Genomic DNA, 16,908 nt, shown 5'->3' with positions numbered 1-16,908 from the left:
TGTGCCCGCAAGGTACATCGTGTGGCGGTAGCGTCATCGCGTCGCAAATAAGTTATACCCATAGTAGTACTTAGTGCTTCTATGGCCACCTCTGACGGAATTCTCCTATTTTCCGCCTACTGCTTTGTCAAAAAGGCCAGGGAAACGGTGATGTGGATCATAAATGGTCTTGACCATTTCTGGAATACTACCGCCGTAGAGATCAGAGAATTCCTTTTCTGAGTAAAAAGCCTCCGAATACAGCGACTTATGCCCACCCAGATCTCGGATCTTTCGTTCAATGATGCGATTAAACGCGCCAGGTTGAGGATCATCCGTCAAATCCACGGGCACCGAGGACCAAAATCCGATATTGACCCACACGTCACCCACAGACAGCGGGTACAGCGGCCACGGATGGGAACCAGCGCCATCAGCCAGAGCGACATCGGACGACAACACATTGCCGCGCGTCGTTAAGGATGACGATTCTTCTGCCAGCTTGATCGGGCAGAGCCACACAGGCTGGATTTCGCTGGCGTTAAAGAACCACTCCAGGAACTCCGGGACCTTATCCGTGGTCACTTCGACATCTTGAACGACGCGCTCACGGGCGGGGCGGCCATGGTGGGCCTCAATCCGGTCTGCCAAATCCCACCGCTTGTCGGCCCCCACAATTTTCCAATAGAACGACGACCGCAAAAGCCCATCAGGCCACATCCGACGGATGGTGGGGTTTTGCGCACCAAACGCGCGCGAGCACCAGAACCAGTCCGTATCCCATCGCCATAAATAATCGTGCATTGTCAGCGTGTCGCGTGTCGTGCCCTCGGGGTGCTGCAGGGACCGGTAATAAATGTGCTCGCGCGTGTAATCGGATACTCGGGGCGGAACGTCCGACGATTGGCGTCCCAAGACCAAATAGCCCTCGGTAGGGGAAAACACCACGCCGTCTACATAATCGACAGGCTCGCCGTCGTATTCATGGCTGGAAACAATGCTGTCAATAGCCGCTGCAATAGAGGTGAGGTCGTGAAAGCGAACATGCCTAAGCTCCACGAATGGCTTAATTTTTTCAATCTTTATTTTGATTCGAACCGCATAACCTAATGAACCATACGAATTGGGATAAGCACGGAAAAGATCAACATTCTCGACGGGACTGCAGGTCACGATATCGCCCGTGCCTGTGAGAATATCCATCTCGATGACGGACTCATGCGGCAAACCATTGCGGAAACAGCTGGACTCCACGCCCATACCGGTAATAGCCCCGCCCAACGTGATTGTCTTCAACTCGGGTACAACATAGGGCGCGAAACCAAACGGAAGTAAGGTATCCACGAGGTTTTCATATGTACACATGCCTTGAACGTCGGCAGTCTGTGCCTTGGTATCCACGGCAATGACCCGGCCGAGGCCCTCGACGTTCAAACCGGGCGCCTTTGTTACTGTTCGAGAGCGGAAAAGGTTGGAAGTTTTCTTTGCCAACCTCACCTGGGCCTGTGACGGAATAGCGTCAAAAGATTTCTGAAGCTCATCGATACCTTTTTGGTGCTCAAACCACCCAATAGGATCGATGACGCGGCGGGACCCATTACCCCAGTGCGCTGCAGTTAATTCCTCCGGAGGAAGACCGCCCTGTGGTCCGGGAACGATATCGGGATCAACCCCGATATGGCTGCCCACTCGGGAAACTCCAGAGATCGCAGCACGGGATAGTCCTTCCGCCGCAGACCGAGCGGTAGCGCCAAGAGTGGAGGCGTCGACAATAGCGGAGGGGCGGAGATGGTCACGCAAAGTCATGACGTAGAGTCTATGCGCTCCCGCCGAAGCTGCGACACCTCATTGTTTAATTCCCTAGCCAATTCGAGATGCTGTGACCCCATATCCAGGCTATCCAGGCCACCATGAATCGACGGATCGATGTCATCGCCCAGCGGTGGGAGATCTTCAACCTCCACACCCAACGCCCGAGCGATAAGCACGTCGGCAAGCTGGGGATTTCTGGCTAGCGCCGGGCCGTGCATGTATGTCGCGATAATGGATCCTTGGACAGCCCCCTCGGCACAAATCTGATACTCAGCGTCCTCTCCTTCAAGATGGACCGCTGCTGCACCATAGGCATCACAGTTACCGGTGCCGTGAAGCACACGCCCCAACGGGCGGGCATCCGGGCCCACGATCGTCGCGCCCATGTGGTTTGCAAAACCAGTGAGCTGGTCAGTCAGCCCACGCGTGAAGTCATCGGTCCGTGCCGACGTCGTATTCTGCGATGAGCGTCCATCCTTCACCTCGGCAGCGGGAGCGTCCTGATGCTTAGCTTGAAGCGGTTCAGACCGGAGTTCGCCGATCATGCGGACCTTTAGACTCGACGTCGTTGCATCCAACAGGCCAAGGCCATCAACCATGGAACCGGACGCGCGGAAGGATTGCCCAAACACCTGCAGGCCAGCGCAAATGGCCAGAATAGGGGTGCCTTTGTTCGCAGCCCGAATAATGCCGCCGTCGGCGCGAAGATGCTCCGAAGCAAGAATCTGGGCGGTATCTTCACCGCCGCCGACGGTGTACAAATCCAAACTGTCGGGGACGGGGTCGCCGAGATGAATCGGAATGATCTCTGCCGCAACCCCGCGGAGACGCAGGCGCTGCCGCACAATCAGCGCGTTGCCGTCGTCGCCATAGGTGCCCAACACATCGGGCAAAATTAGGCCGATCTGGAACTGCGACGACGACCGTGAACTTGAAGATGAAGACACAGTGTGGGATTTAGCGGGCATCGGTGTCCTCCTTGCGTGCAGTGTTCTGCTTTGGTTCCCTGACAACGGCGCGGTCAAGGGCGCGCTTGAGGTCACGGAAAGCCGTGTAGTTCGCCAGCACTTCCACCCGGCCAGGCGGGCACGTTGTGATTGCCTTTAGTGCATCCTTCACCAGTTGATGGCGGACTCCAGCGTATCCCAGCCGGACGGCTAGGTCGGCGCCACGCTCACCGGCAGCTACCACCGCTAACTCATCGAGATTTTCAAAACGAACGTCCCATAGCCATGACAGATCAACTCCGTCGGCGACCTGCCCGTTTGTTGCGATGACCAGGCCATCTGCCGACCGATCCACCATGCTCAGCGCCTCTTGCCAGCCAGCGGGATTCTTAGCGAGCAACAGATGAACGTCGCGCCCGGCGTACGCCACCGTGGAATAGCGGCCAGCCACTGACTCCACGTTTTCTGTCGCTGATAGCCCTTTCTTCACATCGACGCCTAAGGTCAACGCTGCCACCACAGCTTGGGCCGCGTTGCCACGGTTCGCGTCCCCAGGCAGCGACAGCGTTAAGGGCAGAATGGTTCCCACCGGTAAGCGCGTCGCCTCTGCTGCGGACGCAGAATCGACGCGGAGCCCGTCGGGCGTCATCGAATAATCCGGTGAGGGGCGTCGGAACTCGGAGCCATCGGGAAGGGGCTTCGCCGCGTACCAATCAACATGGTTGGTGGGCTGAGACGACGGCGAGTCCGACGCTTTCGGGCCTGAGGAATTCGACATCTCGCGGCGGATAATCGCACCACCAGTACGCGGGCACGATGTCGATTCCCCTTGCCAACCCAAGCCAGCAGACACCCACACCACGTTCGGACTATCCCACGCGGCCGATGTCACCATGACATCGTCGCAGTTGGCCACAATAGTCATGTCAGGGTGCTTGTTAACTGCCCCGCGAAGCGCCCGCTCAATACTGTTGATTTCTCCTACACGGTCGAGCTGGTCACGGCTCAAATTGAGAAGGACCAGCACCTGAGGATCCAGTTTGTCGGCAATGGCCGGCACATGCATTTCATCGACTTCCAATGTGGCGACGTCATAATCGCCACCCGCCCGCAATGCTGAGACGACCCCCGCGTCCATGTTGTCCCCGCCCTCATTGGTCGCGGTGGTGAAAGTGGTGCGTGCAGCAGCAGTGAGCATCCGCGTTGTCGTGGACTTACCGTTCGTTCCTGTCACCAGCGCCACGGGGCGATTCGCGTTGATCCGGCCCATGATCATCGGATCAATTGCTGCGGCGATCATTCCGCCGATCATCCCGCCAGAGCCGCGGCCTGTTTTCTTTGAGGCCCACGTAGCTGCGTCGGCAAGGGCGAGAGCAGCCCGGCCTTGAGTGTTTAACTGTGTCACCGGAGTATCGCTGGTCACGCTGGTGATCCGAGCTTCCAAGGAATCACTGACCTGATCCGCGCCGGAGCGGAGGACCTGGTCAGCGCGCCGACGGAACGCATGCAAAGAGTTTATTGCGCGTTCCCCTACGCCAGAACGAGTGGAATCCGAGTTTTCGGTCATTGTCCTAGAATACGTGGCTCCCGGCCACATGCCACTTCAGTCGGGGAGTACTGTGAGCTCAGTCCGGCCGTGCTTTTCGTGTTTGGGGTGCGATGTAGTGCTGCTCGGGCAATGTTTATAGCTGCTCCGAGGCGGCGGCCTCCTGGGCTAGATGCAAAAACTCGTTGTCACGAATCAGCGGAATACCTTTTCGATGCGCGTGTAAGGCGCGCCCTTCATGCGGAACTCCATCGTGTTCTAGGCCATGGCCCGTGCCGTTGAACACGACTACCGAGGTTTCTCTGGTTAGTTTTTCGGAATAGGTCAGCCCAGCCCGCACGGCAGCTTCGATCAGATCATCAGGATTCATATCGACTTCGGGCGCGACGGTGAAGACCATCCCCCTCTCCAGCTTCTGCCCCGGCGACCACACTCCCGGATTAGGCGCAATGACTGGGGCTAATGCTGCGTCAATTCGTATTGTTGAGCGCTGCAAACCCACTCGATCTGCCCGTAGATCCTGCGGATCACGTTTATCGACGGTGTCCCAAGCGTCATCATCGGCCCATACCAGTGGAGTAAGGCCATCGTGTGCAGAGCGATCGTCGCTGCCGCAGTTCTCGTCGTCGCTATGGTCGTCCCTGTGACGGTCGCGTGATTCATGTAACGCATATGCCGCAGCGTTGATGGGGTCAATTCCGGCACGGTCCAGCTGTTCCATAGCTAGTTCTCCCACTAGGACAGCGTCGGCTTGAAGAAGCTGCAACGGATCGATGCTCCGACGCCGATCAGACGCGTGCGCTCCGACTCCCGGAAGCGTGGTGTACGCATCAGGTGATGAATCCATGTCCAGCACCGTGGTCGTTGGGAGTGTGTCGTCGACAAGGTTGTAGGCGGCCGCAATGCCCCGCAAACGGGTGTCGGCGATGGGAAGACGCTGTCTACGAGCTGTCGCTTGCGTGTCGACAATGGATACGGGGCGAGGAACGTGCCCATTATGACGCCGTCTGCGTTGTCGACGATTTTTTGCTGACGCAGAGCGAACCGTCCGACGTGCCTCCTGCGCGATGAACCCCCAGGTTGTGGCGGTGTCGTGGACGATGAGCACTCGGCCGTCGATAACACGATCAATTTGCCGCAACGTGGAGCTGAAGCGCGGCGAGGTCCGAAAAACATTGGGGGTAAGGCCGAAGAGGTGAAGAGGACCAGGGTCAGCATCGGTGTTGAAGACCCGCTGCCAATTGGACACGAGCAGACCATCGGCGTCGAAAAAAGCCGCATCCAGGGCTAGCATGCGGCCGGTTGAGGGGTGGATATTCGTTGTACGTAGTACGACGGCCACCATCGGAGCTTCCTCAATGGACGGAATGGGCTCACGTGGCGAGCGGACATGGGTATTTCCCGCGTTGTACTTCTCTTTATCCGGATTCGTGATGACGCCATCAGCCGCTAATCCTCGATGGGCGCGGCGCGGCCCTGGAGTTATGGATGTTTGCGTGCCGGACGAGGCCTTCCGGTGGGTCGGCTGCGTCGAAAGATCCGATTGTGCCCGATGTCGTGTCGGGTGTTGGTCTTTGTGTTCGTGCTGTTGGTTGCGATTTCCGACGTTGGGCGCCGCGGCTGGCCGGTTGCTACGGCGGTGGGCGCGACGACGCTTTTTCTTCCCCCCGTGCTGTTTTGCGGTGTTATCCGTCGTTGAGGAGGTGTCCGGAGTGTCGTTGCGTGTGTCCTTATTTGTACGGTGCTGTTTATTTCCGTGGTGCGCGGAATAAGTGGCGCGGCGTCGACGTCGCTCCCGACGTGCACGTGACCTATTGCGGGAATGCTGATGGCCATCGTGGGATTGCGATCCTCCGTTGGTGGTGTCCTTACGGTCGGGGTCGACGCCACGTGAGTGCGGTGTGCGAGCGTCGGAGCCCCGGCTGGTGGAGGAGTGATCGGAGGTCGATGTCATGCCCGATATGCTACCCGGCGACGAACTTGTTGACGTTTCGGGTAACGAATGACGGAACAAGGCGGATCAGATAGCGCAGCGTGAGGTCAAGGCCTGACGCGGAGTAAAAATGCCGCTGCCGCTCAAAGAAATTCGCGGGGTGAACAGCTTTCCACACAACCTCGGCCACGTGTTCCGGCGTGATACGCACTCCGAGTCGCTTCGTCGACGCGGCATCGACGTCGGCAAGAGCGGTTTGTGCCCATAGCGGTTGAAGAGCAACAACGCGGATCTTGTTTTCCCTCCACTCAAGATCCAGCGCCTGAGTGAACCCAGTGACGAAGAACTTGGACGCAGAGTACGGCGCGATATGCGGTTGGCCGTAGAGTGCTGCCGCGGAACCCATGTTCACCAGGTGCGCGCCGGGTGTGCGTGACAGGTACGGATGTGCGGCCCGTGCTCCATGCATGACGCCGGTGCAGTTGATGTCGCACTGCTTTTTGATGATCTCGGGGGATTGGTCGATGATGTCGTGATCACCGATGATGCCGGCGTTATTATCGAGCACATCCAGCCGCCCACCGGTGTGTGTAGTGAAGTGTGCCAGCGCGTCCTCCCACTGGTTGTAGTTGGTGACATCGAGTTCACCGATGATGATGTCGGGATAATCGTGGGACAGTTTTTCGAGGGCAGTCGCGTCGATATCGTACACACCGACAATCCAGCCTTCCGCGTGGAATCGGAGTGCGACTTCGCGACCGATGCCCGATGCCCCACCTGAGATAAAAATACTTTTCTGTTGTGAAGTATTCATGTGACCAATCTAACCTTTTTCGGGTACTCCTCGCGTACACTTCGAAATATGTTTGCACCCAAATGTTCCACGTTGCTTCCAGACCGTCTGTCAGAGGGCCCTCTGCCCGACGAGCTCGCGGCGGAACTTCGTGCGCTCACCGTCAACACCACCACCGGAAGTGTTGCTACCGAAAAGAGGCACAACGTGGAGAATCCGTGGGACGGAACCACCGTCGGCTGGGTGGGTATCGGCACCGCATCTGACGTTGCTCACGCTTTTCGACGCGCCCGCGAGGTGCAGAAAACATGGCGCACCACCCACTTTGATCAGCGCAAAAGAATACTCATACGCTTCCACGACCTTGTGTTGAAGAAGCGTGACCTTTTACTCGACATCATCCAGTTGGAAACGGGGAAGGACCGCTCCTCAGCCTTCGACGAGGTGATGGATGTCGCGAATAACGCCCGCTATTACGCAAACTCGGCCGAAAAACTGATGCGTCCTGCCCGTCGGGCAGCGGGCATTCCCGTGCTAGGAAAAGCGCGCGAGTATCACTCGCCGAAGGGGGTGGTGGGGCAAATTACCCCATGGAATTACCCCCTTACCCTCGGAATATCTGATGCTCTAGCAGCCATTGCCGCAGGAAATACGGTGGTGGCTAAGCCGGATTCAGATACACCGTTTTGTTCGCTCATCTGCCTTCAGCTGCTCAAGGATGCCGGACTACCTGACGACGTCATCCAGATTGTCACCGGCGAAGGACGCGTCGTGGGATCTGCCATTGCCGATGAGTGCGATTACTTGATGTTCACCGGATCGACGAAAACCGGCCAGCGTCTAGGCGAACACGTAGGGCACCGGTTAGTCGGCTTTTCCGCAGAATTGGGCGGAAAAACCCGATGATCATAGTGGGGGATGCCGACGCACGCCGGGCAGCCTCGTGTGCGGTGAATGCATGTTTTTCCAACTCGGGACAGCTCTGTGTGTCCATCGAAAGAATATATGTTGTCCGGGACATTTACGACGAGTTCGTCAGTGCTTTTACCACTGAAGTTAACCGCATGAAACTCGGCGCCGGGTTCGATTGGTCCGTCACGATGGGGTCATTGGTCAGTCAGCAGCAACTCGCCACGGTGGAGTCTTTTGTTGCAGAAGCGCGTGAGAAGGGTGCCCGCGTTCTTGCCGGTGGGCGGGCTCGCCCGGACCTTGGCCCATGTTTCTACGAACCCACCGTGCTTGAGGGGGTGTCGGATGACATGAGATTAAAACGCGAGGAAGTTTTTGGCCCGGTTGTTTATGTTGAGAAGGTCGACAACGTGGACGACGCGCTCACCCGGGCAAATGACACGAACTATGGGTTAAATGCCTCCGTCGTCGGCCCCTCTGACACAGCATGGAGCATTGCGCGTCGTGTTGAGTCAGGAACGATCAATATTAATGACGGTTATGCGGCGGCATGGTCGACGGTCGACGCGCCTCTCGGCGGCGTCAAAGACTCTGGGATGTCCCGCAGGCACGGGGCGGAGGGGCTCCTGAAGTACACCGAGTCTCACACCATCGTGGAGATGCGGGGGATGCCGGTCCGTGGCCCACGTTTCCTCAGCCGGAAGTTGTACGCCACCATCATGGGAAGGCTTCTCGGTGTCGGGCAAAAACTCCGGCTCCTGAAGTAGCTTTACGCCGCAGCCCGGGCCCTGTTGGCCGCGCTGGTCACGGCCTTCAGCGACGCGTAGGTGATGGAGCTTGCAATGCCCACACCCCACACCTTGGTCCCGTCGACATCGGCCAGGATGTAGGCGGCTGCTTCTGCGTCGTCGCCGGATGTTCGGGAGTGCTGCGAATAATCTTGCACCTCAACATTAATGCCGACGCTTTCCAGCGCGTTCGTGTATGCGGCCACCGGCCCGTTGCCGTGTCCGGTAATTGTTTGTTCCTCGCCGTTGATGATGAGGTGTGCGGACACTTCTGCGCCTTCGTTCTCGTTCTGGCCACCGTCGACAGTGATGCTGATGGCATCGATGGGGTCATCTCGGTCCAGGTATTCGCCGGCAAAGATGTCCCACATGTTCTTCGAGTTGACCTCGCCACCCTCAGCGTCAGTGACGGCTTGGACCACGCCGGAGAATTCAACCTGCATAGCGCGCGGCATGGTGATCCCGTGGTCGGTCTTCATAATGTAGGACACTCCGCCCTTGCCAGATTGGGAGTTCACGCGAATGACGGCTTCGTAGGTGCGGCCGACGTCCTTCGGGTCGATGGGCAGGTAGGGCACTTCCCACGGCACCCGGTGGACGATGCGCTGTCGGTCGCGTTCGGTGTCCGCAGTGTCCTCGGTGGCATTCGACTTCTCGGCCTTATCCACCATCGCGTCGAGGCCCTTATTAATAGCATCTTGGTGCGACCCAGAGAACGCGGTAAACACCAGGTCACCGCCGTACGGGTGGCGCTCAGGCACTCGCAGTTGGTTGCAATATTCGACGGTGCGCCGGATCTTATCGATGTCGGAGAAATCGATTTGTGGATCAACGCCCTGCGTCAGCATGTTCAGCCCCAGCGTGACCAGGCATACGTTTCCTGTGCGCTCACCATTGCCGAACAGGCAACCCTCGATGCGGTCCGCACCTGCCATGAATCCTAATTCGGCCGTGGCAACGCCAGTTCCGCGGTCATTGTGGGGGTGGAGGGAGATGATGATGGAATCACGACGGTTCAGGTTGCGGTCCATCCATTCGATGGAATCGGCGTACACGTTGGGCGTCGTCATCTCCACCGTCGAGGGCAGGTTAATGATGATGGGGTTATCCGGGGTGGGATCCATGATCTCGACGACGGCGTCGCAGACTTCCTTGGCATAGGCCACCTCAGTGCCGGTGTAGGACTCGGGGGAATACTCCCAGCGCCAGTTGGTCCCCGGATAGTCAGCGGTGATGGACTTAATTAATTTCGCGGCATCCGTCGCTAATTTTTTAATTCCTTCTTTGTCCTTACGAAAAACAACATCTCTTTGCAGAATAGAGGTGGAGTTATAGAAGTGAACGATGACGTTTTTTGCGCCTTCACACGCTTCGAACGTGCGGCGAATCAGGTGTTCGCGAGCCTGAACCAAGACCTGGATGGTGACGTCGTCGGGGATCATGTCTTGTTCGATTATTTCACGAACAAAGTTAAAATCCGTTTGAGATGCTGAGGGGAACCCCACCTCAATTTCCTTGTAGCCCATAGTGACCAGCAACTCGAACATCCGACGTTTCCGTTCGGGGCTCATGGGGTCAATCAGAGCTTGGTTACCGTCACGCAGATCGACGGCACACCAGACGGGTGCGTGATCAATGGTTTTATCCGGCCATGTGCGGTCGGGCAGCGTGATGTGTTCTACCTCGGTGAAGTAGGGCTGGTATCGTCCGGCGGGCATCCGTGACGGGCGCTGTTTATTCCACGACGGTTGATCGGCAGGAATGTCACCGTCGGGAGTAGAAATATGGGCAGGGGCGGAAATGAATTCGTCAACGGGGGACATGCGGTTCCTCCTCGGTTTCCGGAATGTGTGTCAAGTCCCGACCGGCACAGCGAACCCCGCGACGGGGAGCCGATCGGTTATACCCGGGCCCCGCCGCGGCACATAAGGAGGAGAGCCGCGCAGCTAGATGTTCCGCTCAAAGAACGCATATGAAAACCGTAGCACGGTTACTCAGTGTGTGAGGGATTATGACAAATAGATCTGTCGACTAATCGACTAGATCTGCCGACTAATCGACGCCTTTGCGGGATAGCACTGTGGTGGACACAATCATCACAAGCAGAGCGATGGCCATGACTATCCATCCCATGCCGTGGACTTGGAAAGATTCGCCCAACACGATGTAGCCCAAGCTAAACGCGACAATAGGTTCTGTGATGGTCATCGCTGGCAACGAATTCTTCAGCGCGCCTGCGTTGAACGACGATTGTTGGACGGCTGTTCCGATGGTCGCTCCGATGATGAGGGCATAAGTTTGCCAGGCAAGAAGCCCTCCGACAATTCCGTCTTGAACAAAGACGTCAATCGCAGCTTTGGAAAACACAGCGACGTATCCGAACACAGCACCCGTGACCACTCCAAGAAGTAATGCTTGTTCACGCCGAATCTGACGGTAGGCAAATCTGTCGATAGCGGTGAGCACCACGATTCCTGTCGTGACGGCAAGAATCCACGTCATTAGTGAGGGGTGCGTCCCCCCGGGGATGGGACGGCCGAGGATCACCAGAATGGCGACCGCCGCCGTCAGGAGGCCTGCCCATGTCATTTCCGATAAAGACACCCGACGTCCGTCATACCGCGCGGACAGCGGGAGCGTAAACATGAGCGATAACACGAGAATGGGCTGCACTACCAGCAGTGTTCCGAAGGCCAACGCGATGACTTGCAGGCCGTATCCACCCAGCGCACAGAACGTGCCCGTCCACCACAGAGGTTTGGTAATCACGGTTAAAATGGGCGCGCCGCCGTCGTCGTCATTAGGTACTTCTTCTGCTATTCGGTGACGAACGACAGTGCCCCACGCGATCGTCAGCGCGGAGGCAAGGGCGAAAAGGATAGCAAGGGCGTTGTTATGCATCGCCCATCAATTTAGCTGCTTGATGGTTGAGGTATCCTCAAGGCCACACGTGTCGTGTCGGTTATTGATGGTTTCATATCCATGATGGTTCCTTCACGTGGCCAGAGCGGATGAGGAAAGGCAGAACCTGGTGGCTCTAATCGTCCAGAAGTACGGTGGTTCGTCCCTTGAGAATGCTGAGCGTATTCGTCGAGTGGCGGAGCGCATCGTCGAAACGAAGAAAAAAGGACACGACGTTGTTGTTGTGTGCTCCGCAATGGGCGACACGACCGACGAGTTCCTTGACCTTGCAGCACAGGTTAATCCGGTGCCCCCCGCTCGTGAGATGGACATGCTGCTGACCGCGGGGGAGCGTATTTCTAATGCGTTGGTCGCAATGGCTATTGAGTCTCTGGGCGCGCACGCGCAGTCCTTCACGGGCTCGCAAGCTGGGGTATTAACGACGGAGCGCCACGGGAATGCCCGAATCGTAGATGTCACACCGGGCCGTGTGCAGGAAGCGTTGGATGAAGGCAAGATTTGTTTGGTCGCCGGCTTCCAGGGAGTCAATCGTGAGACCAAAGACGTCACGACGCTAGGCCGCGGCGGTTCGGATACCACCGCTGTTGCACTCGCAGCGGCATTGAATGCGGATGAATGTGAGATTTATTCCGATGTCGATGGTGTGTACACCGCGGACCCTCGAATCGTACATAATGCGCGGAAGCTCGACACCATTAGTTTTGAAGAAATGTTGGAGCTTGCGGCTGTCGGCTCCAAGATTCTTGTTTTGCGCAGTGTGGAATATGCGCGCGCGTTCAATGTTCCCATGCGTGTTCGGTCATCGTATAGCACAGATCCAGGCACATTAGTTACCGGCTCAATGGAGGATATTCCCGTGGAAGAAGCAGTACTTACCGGTGTGGCCACCGACAAATCAGAAGCGAAAATCACCGTTTTAGGTATTCCAGATACACCGGGGGAAGCGGCCCGTATTTTCCGCGCCGTCTCCGATGCAGAGATCAACATCGATATGGTGCTGCAGAATGTGTCTTCCCTTGCCGATAACAAAACAGACATCACGTTTACATGCCCGCGTGCCGACGCCTCACGCGCGGTTGAAATGCTGAAGAAGTTGTGCGAGGTGCCGCGGGACGAGAACCCGACGGTGCCGGTGTCCGATACGCCGGCCGACGCGGCGAAGGCCTCGATGCAGCCGGGTTCCGGGGCCTCCGAGTCCGCAGCGACGGCCCAGCCACGCGTTTTGTTTGATGATCACGTCGGCAAAGTGTCGCTGGTGGGCGCGGGAATGAAGTCGCATCCCGGTGTCACCGCTGATTTTTGTGAGGCACTCCGTGACGCCGGCGTGAACATCGAGCTCATTTCTACGTCGGAAATTCGTATTTCTGTCTTGATTCGTGATTCGGATCTGGAGAAAGCAACCCGCGCCTTGCATGAGCGTTTTGCTCTGGGCGGCGACGAAGAAGCCGTTGTCTATGCTGGAACAGGGCGCTAAGCTGGAGTTTCGCTGCCAGGTTTCACCTGGCCTGGCTTGTTTTGTTTGGCTGGTCCGTACTGTCTGGGAGGAATCACCTGATGACCACCATTGCCGTCGTTGGAGCTACTGGCCAAGTGGGGCGCGTCATGCGCTCCATCCTGGAGGAACGCAATTTCCCCTGCGATAAGGTTCGCTTCTTCGCATCGTCCAGAAGCGCGGGAACAACACTGCCTTTCCGAGGCGACGACGTCGTGGTCGAGGACGTTGCCGCCACCACCGATGAGGACCTCAAGGGCATCGACATCGCCATTTTCTCCGCTGGCGGTGCGGTGTCGAAGGAGCACGCGCCACGGTTCGCGGCCGCAGGCGCCACCGTCGTCGATAATTCGAGTGCTTGGCGCAAGGACCCCGAGGTCCCGCTCATTGTGTCCGAGGTTAACCCCGGCGACAAAGACAAGGCCGTCAAGGGGATTATCGCTAACCCGAACTGCACCACGATGGCTGCGATGCCTGTTCTCAAGATCCTCCACGACGAAGCAAACCTGAAAGTCCTGCACGTGGCCTCCTACCAGGCGGTGTCGGGTTCCGGTTTGGCCGGCGTGAAGGCCTTGAAAGAGCAGACAGATGCCGTTGAGAAGCGTGACGATGTTGACCTCGCGCATGATGGCTCCGGCGTTCAGCGTGTCATTGATGACGAGAAGCTTGGCTACGGCCCGTATGTAGCGCCGATCGCGTTCAACGCGTTGCCTTTTGCCGGGAATTACGTTGATGATGGCTCTGATGAGACCGATGAAGAGCAGAAGCTGCGTAATGAGTCTCGGAAGATTCTGAATATCCCTGACTTGAAAGTGGCCGGTACGTGCGTGCGTATCCCGGTGTTCACTGGACACACCATGGTGGTGCACGCCGAGTTCGCCCGGTCGATCACGCCGGAGCGTGCCCGCGAGTTGCTGGATAAAGCCCCGGGCGTTGAGGTTGTCGATGTGCCGACGCCTCTGGAATCAGCGGGTATTGACGATTGTCTCGTGGGGCGCATCCGTCAAGATCAAACTATCGACGATGACCGCGGTTTGGTTCTTGTTGTGGCGGGCGACAACTTGCGTAAGGGCGCGGCATTGAACACCATTCAGATCGCTGAGTTGTTGGTGTAAAGGAACTCGCCCCACCTGTGTGCGGGGGGTGAGGAGATTTGGGGAGTTCTGCACCAGCTTTTGCGTGCGACTGGGGCTTATCCGTGTGCGCGTTCCTGCACAGCGCTGAGGTGACGGTGCTTTTTCGCTGCGTGGTTTGATGTTGCGTCGATCAGGTCAGCACGTGCCCGAGCTACCCGCGACCTGATTGTTCCCACACGAACACCGACGATCGTCGCTGCTTCGTCGTAGGTGTATCCCAAGACTTGCGTCAGGATGAGCGCTTCTCGACGGTCGGGGTCTAAATTCTCCATGAGGAGCTGTACATCGACCCAGTCCGACCAGGAACTGCTGGCGGCAGTATTCGTCGCCGTGTGTTGATCAGCCACCGTTTCCCATTCTGTCCCGGTGGAGCGCGGACGAGCCATGTCGTGCCGGACGCTATCCACCCACACCCGACGTGCAACCGAGAGCAGCCACGTGCGGGCGCTTGAGCGGCCCGCAAACGTCGGCAATGCAGAGATGATGCGCAGATAGGTCTCTTGGGTGAGGTCGTCGGCGCGGTCTGTGTCGGCAAGGTGAGCAAGGAGACGCCAGACGTCCTTTTGGGTGCGTCGGATGAACTCGGTGAGCGCGGCCCGATCCCCTTGGCCGGCACGGAGAGCTAATGCTGTGACGCGTGCGTCGTCCTTGTCATGTCTTGTCACGGTATTCACCTTACCAATGTGAGTGAGAAAGTCACTTCTACCAGGGGTCTGTAGGAAGGCTATGGATTCACCCCATATTAATCTTAAAAACCTCTAGGCGGAAAGAACTTTAATAGGGTACAGTTAAACATGTAACACACCACTGGTGGGCTCTTCACCCCTGAATGACGACGACATGAGCCCGCCACATGAGAAGGAGGATCCATGTCGAACGATAGTTCGCACGATCAGCGTTTTACCTCGGACGATGTTGCACAACGCGGAGTGTGTCCCGTCACCGGGCATGGCGCCCCGCAAGCCGATGGGCGGAGCATCTCAACCCGGGTTAACGGCGCTCCGAACGCATCTGAGGAACACAGCGTGACGGTGGGGCGTGAAGGCCCCATTGCCTTGCACGATGTGTCGCTGGTGGAAAAATTGGCGCACTTCAACCGTGAGCGGATTCCAGAGCGTGTTGTCCACGCGAAGGGGTCCGGCGCATTCGGTGAGCTCACTATCACGGAAGACGTATCGCAGTACACGAAGGCGGATCTGTTCCAGCCGGGGCGTGTCACCCCCATGCTCGCCCGTTTCTCGACCGTCGCCGGAGAGAAAGGTAGCCCGGACGCTTGGCGCGATGTTCGTGGCTTTGCCTTGAAGTTCTACACCAATGAGGGCAATTACGACCTCGTTGGCAATAACACCCCGATTTTCTTCTTCCGGGATGGAATCAAATTCCCGGACTTCATCCGCTCCCAGAAGCGTCTCGCGGGGCGCGGCACGATCGATGCCGACATGCGCTGGGACTTCTGGACGCGCACCCCAGAGAGCGCACACCAGGTGACCTACTTGATGGGCGACCGCGGAATCCCGAAGACCTTCCGCAATATGGACGGCTTCGGCTCCCACACCTACCAGTGGATCAACGCTAAAGGGGAGCGGTTCTGGATCAAGTACCACTTCAAGACCCGCCAGGGATGGGACTTCCTTACCGACGAGGAGGCTGCGAAACTGGTCGGCGAAGATGCTGACAGCCACCGCGAGGATCTGTACGCGGCAATCGAGCGCGGTGACTACCCGACGTGGGACGTCAAAGTGCAGATCATGCCCCTGGAGGAAGCTGCTGGCTACAAGGTCAACCCGTTCGATTTGACGAAGACGTGGAGCCAAAAAGATTATCCGCTGATTCCGGTGGGGCACTTCACGCTGAACCGGAACCCGGAGAACTTCTTTGCGCAGATTGAATCCGCGGCATTTGAGCCGTCGAATCTGGTCCCTGGGATCGGACTGTCGCCGGATAAGATGCTGCTCTCCCGGGCCTTCGCTTACGCCGATGCGAAGCGTTACCGCCTCGGTGTGAATGCTGACCAGATTCCGGTTAATAAGCCAGTGTGCCCGGTGAACAGCTACGCCAAAGATGGCGCCGCTGTGTACGACTTCCCGCCGGCTTCTGAGCCGACGTATTCGCCGAACCGCTTTGAACGTGGCGGTGGGTACATGGATGTCGACGGTACCGACGCAGAGGGCACCGGTACGGTGCAGAGCGACATTGCGCCCGGTGAGTCGAAGTACGGTTTTGGCCGCGGTCAGGAGTCTGGCTTAGGTGCAGCTGAAGAACTGGGCCTCTGGGACGACAACTATGGCGGCGATTTAACTCGCGGCGCTTATGTCCGTCACCCGGAGGACGATGATTTCTCCCAGGCTGGGGCCCTCGTTCGCGACGTTATGGATGATGCCGCCCGTGATCGTTTGGCTAACAACATTGTTGGGGCGATGGCTGGTGTTTCCGATCAAGTCGCTAAGCAGGCTTTTAATTATTGGACTCACGTTGATGAATGGTTGGGTGCAGAAGTCGAAAAGCGTTTTACTGCCTCTCAGCAGGCATAATCCGCATAATTCGGACCTCCAGTTTTACTGTGTAGCGTGATCAGCTGTAGCGAAAAACCCCGATCTTGCTTTCACGTGGGTGAAGAGATCGGGGTTTCCGCGTACCGTTGGTGGTGTTTC

Annotated in this window: 11 protein-coding genes and 1 pseudogene; 4 read left to right on the top strand and 8 right to left on the bottom strand. The window is 57.6% G+C overall.

From position 1 onward, the window contains the following. Window positions 1-105: 105 nt before the first annotated feature. The 5 genes from I6J23_RS02625 to I6J23_RS02605 form a co-directional block, all read right to left on the bottom strand. Window positions 106-1,785: an FAD-binding oxidoreductase gene (locus I6J23_RS02625; protein ID WP_204582414.1), complete on the bottom strand. Its 1,680-nt coding sequence runs from the start codon at window positions 1,783-1,785 to the stop codon at window positions 106-108. Further along, window positions 1,782-2,759 carry a type 1 glutamine amidotransferase gene (locus tag I6J23_RS02620; RefSeq protein ID WP_204582413.1) on the bottom strand — a complete coding sequence of 326 codons (978 nt, stop codon included), beginning with the start codon at window positions 2,757-2,759 and terminating at the stop codon, window positions 1,782-1,784. The genes I6J23_RS02625 and I6J23_RS02620 overlap by 4 nt, the downstream gene beginning before the upstream one ends. Next, window positions 2,749-4,305 (bottom strand): MurT ligase domain-containing protein, encoded by a 1,557-nt coding sequence (locus I6J23_RS02615; RefSeq protein ID WP_239454956.1) that lies wholly within the window; start codon window positions 4,303-4,305, stop codon window positions 2,749-2,751. The genes I6J23_RS02620 and I6J23_RS02615 overlap by 11 nt, the downstream gene beginning before the upstream one ends. A 115-nt stretch (window positions 4,306-4,420) precedes the next feature. After that, window positions 4,421-6,238, bottom strand: coding sequence for a hypothetical protein (locus I6J23_RS02610; RefSeq protein ID WP_204582412.1), 1,818 nt, complete (start codon window positions 6,236-6,238; stop codon window positions 4,421-4,423). A 10-nt stretch (window positions 6,239-6,248) separates the two neighbouring features. After that, window positions 6,249-7,031, bottom strand: coding sequence for an SDR family oxidoreductase (locus I6J23_RS02605; protein WP_204582411.1), 783 nt, complete (start codon window positions 7,029-7,031; stop codon window positions 6,249-6,251). A gap of 48 nt (window positions 7,032-7,079) precedes the next feature. On the opposite strand from I6J23_RS02605, the pseudogene I6J23_RS02600 reads away from it, so the two are divergent. After that, window positions 7,080-8,686, top strand: a pseudogene (locus tag I6J23_RS02600) (succinic semialdehyde dehydrogenase). A gap of 2 nt (window positions 8,687-8,688) precedes the next feature. On the opposite strand, the gene leuA reads toward I6J23_RS02600, so the two are convergent. Beyond that, window positions 8,689-10,530: a 2-isopropylmalate synthase gene (gene leuA, locus I6J23_RS02595; protein ID WP_204582410.1), complete on the bottom strand. Its 1,842-nt coding sequence runs from the start codon at window positions 10,528-10,530 to the stop codon at window positions 8,689-8,691. 229 nt (window positions 10,531-10,759) lie between these two features. Next, window positions 10,760-11,608 carry a DMT family transporter gene (locus I6J23_RS02590; RefSeq protein ID WP_204582409.1) on the bottom strand — a complete coding sequence of 283 codons (849 nt, stop codon included), beginning with the start codon at window positions 11,606-11,608 and terminating at the stop codon, window positions 10,760-10,762. Between the two features lie 97 nt (window positions 11,609-11,705). Here I6J23_RS02590 and I6J23_RS02585 point away from each other — a divergent pair, with 97 nt between their 5' ends. Both I6J23_RS02585 and I6J23_RS02580 read left to right on the top strand, forming a co-directional pair. Next, entirely contained in the window at window positions 11,706-13,103 is a 1,398-nt protein-coding gene (locus I6J23_RS02585; protein ID WP_412523851.1) for an aspartate kinase, read from the top strand. 80 nt (window positions 13,104-13,183) lie between these two features. Next, window positions 13,184-14,236, top strand: a complete 1,053-nt coding sequence (locus I6J23_RS02580; protein ID WP_204582408.1) for an aspartate-semialdehyde dehydrogenase — start codon at window positions 13,184-13,186, stop codon at window positions 14,234-14,236. A 77-nt stretch (window positions 14,237-14,313) separates the two neighbouring features. On the opposite strand, the gene I6J23_RS02575 is transcribed toward I6J23_RS02580, so the two are convergent. Further along, the gene (locus tag I6J23_RS02575; RefSeq protein WP_204582407.1) at window positions 14,314-14,922 is read right to left on the bottom strand and encodes an RNA polymerase sigma factor; all 609 of its coding nucleotides are present in this window, start codon (window positions 14,920-14,922) and stop codon (window positions 14,314-14,316) included. A gap of 204 nt (window positions 14,923-15,126) precedes the next feature. Here I6J23_RS02575 and I6J23_RS02570 point away from each other — a divergent pair, with 204 nt between their 5' ends. Beyond that, window positions 15,127-16,788, top strand: coding sequence for a catalase (locus I6J23_RS02570; RefSeq protein WP_046201906.1), 1,662 nt, complete (start codon window positions 15,127-15,129; stop codon window positions 16,786-16,788). The last annotated feature ends 120 nt before the right edge of the window (window positions 16,789-16,908 follow it).

Source organism: Corynebacterium kroppenstedtii (genome assembly GCF_016894245.1).
GTDB lineage: Bacteria > Actinomycetota > Actinomycetes > Mycobacteriales > Mycobacteriaceae > Corynebacterium.
This window is presented reverse-complemented; position numbering and strand designations above follow the sequence as displayed.